The organism is Listeria cossartiae subsp. cossartiae, assembly GCF_014224155.1.
In the GTDB taxonomy this organism is placed as follows: Bacteria; Bacillota; Bacilli; order Lactobacillales; family Listeriaceae; genus Listeria; species Listeria cossartiae.
Genome location: NZ_JAASUI010000012.1, coordinates 1 through 714 on the forward strand (window position 1 = coordinate 1; position 714 = coordinate 714).

The 714-nt window shown below is 53.1% G+C and carries 1 rRNA gene; it reads left to right on the top strand.

The features are described from left to right. Positions 1-693 (top strand): 16S ribosomal RNA (locus HCJ30_RS14180); the annotation flags it as partial. Between the last annotated feature and the right edge of the window lie 21 nt (positions 694-714).

Sequence of the window (714 nt, forward strand, 5' to 3'; positions counted from 1 at the left end):
CTTAGTGCTGCAGCTAACGCATTAAGCACTCCGCCTGGGGAGTACGACCGCAAGGTTGAAACTCAAAGGAATTGACGGGGGCCCGCACAAGCGGTGGAGCATGTGGTTTAATTCGAAGCAACGCGAAGAACCTTACCAGGTCTTGACATCCTTTGACCACTCTGGAGACAGAGCTTTCCCTTCGGGGACAAAGTGACAGGTGGTGCATGGTTGTCGTCAGCTCGTGTCGTGAGATGTTGGGTTAAGTCCCGCAACGAGCGCAACCCTTGATTTTAGTTGCCAGCATTTAGTTGGGCACTCTAAAGTGACTGCCGGTGCAAGCCGGAGGAAGGTGGGGATGACGTCAAATCATCATGCCCCTTATGACCTGGGCTACACACGTGCTACAATGGATAGTACAAAGGGTCGCGAAGCCGCGAGGTGGAGCTAATCCCATAAAACTATTCTCAGTTCGGATTGTAGGCTGCAACTCGCCTACATGAAGCCGGAATCGCTAGTAATCGTGGATCAGCATGCCACGGTGAATACGTTCCCGGGCCTTGTACACACCGCCCGTCACACCACGAGAGTTTGTAACACCCGAAGTCGGTAGGGTAACCTTTATGGAGCCAGCCGCCGAAGGTGGGACAGATAATTGGGGTGAAGTCGTAACAAGGTAGCCGTATCGGAAGGTGCGGCTGGATCACCTCCTTTCTAAGGAAAAGGAAACCTGTG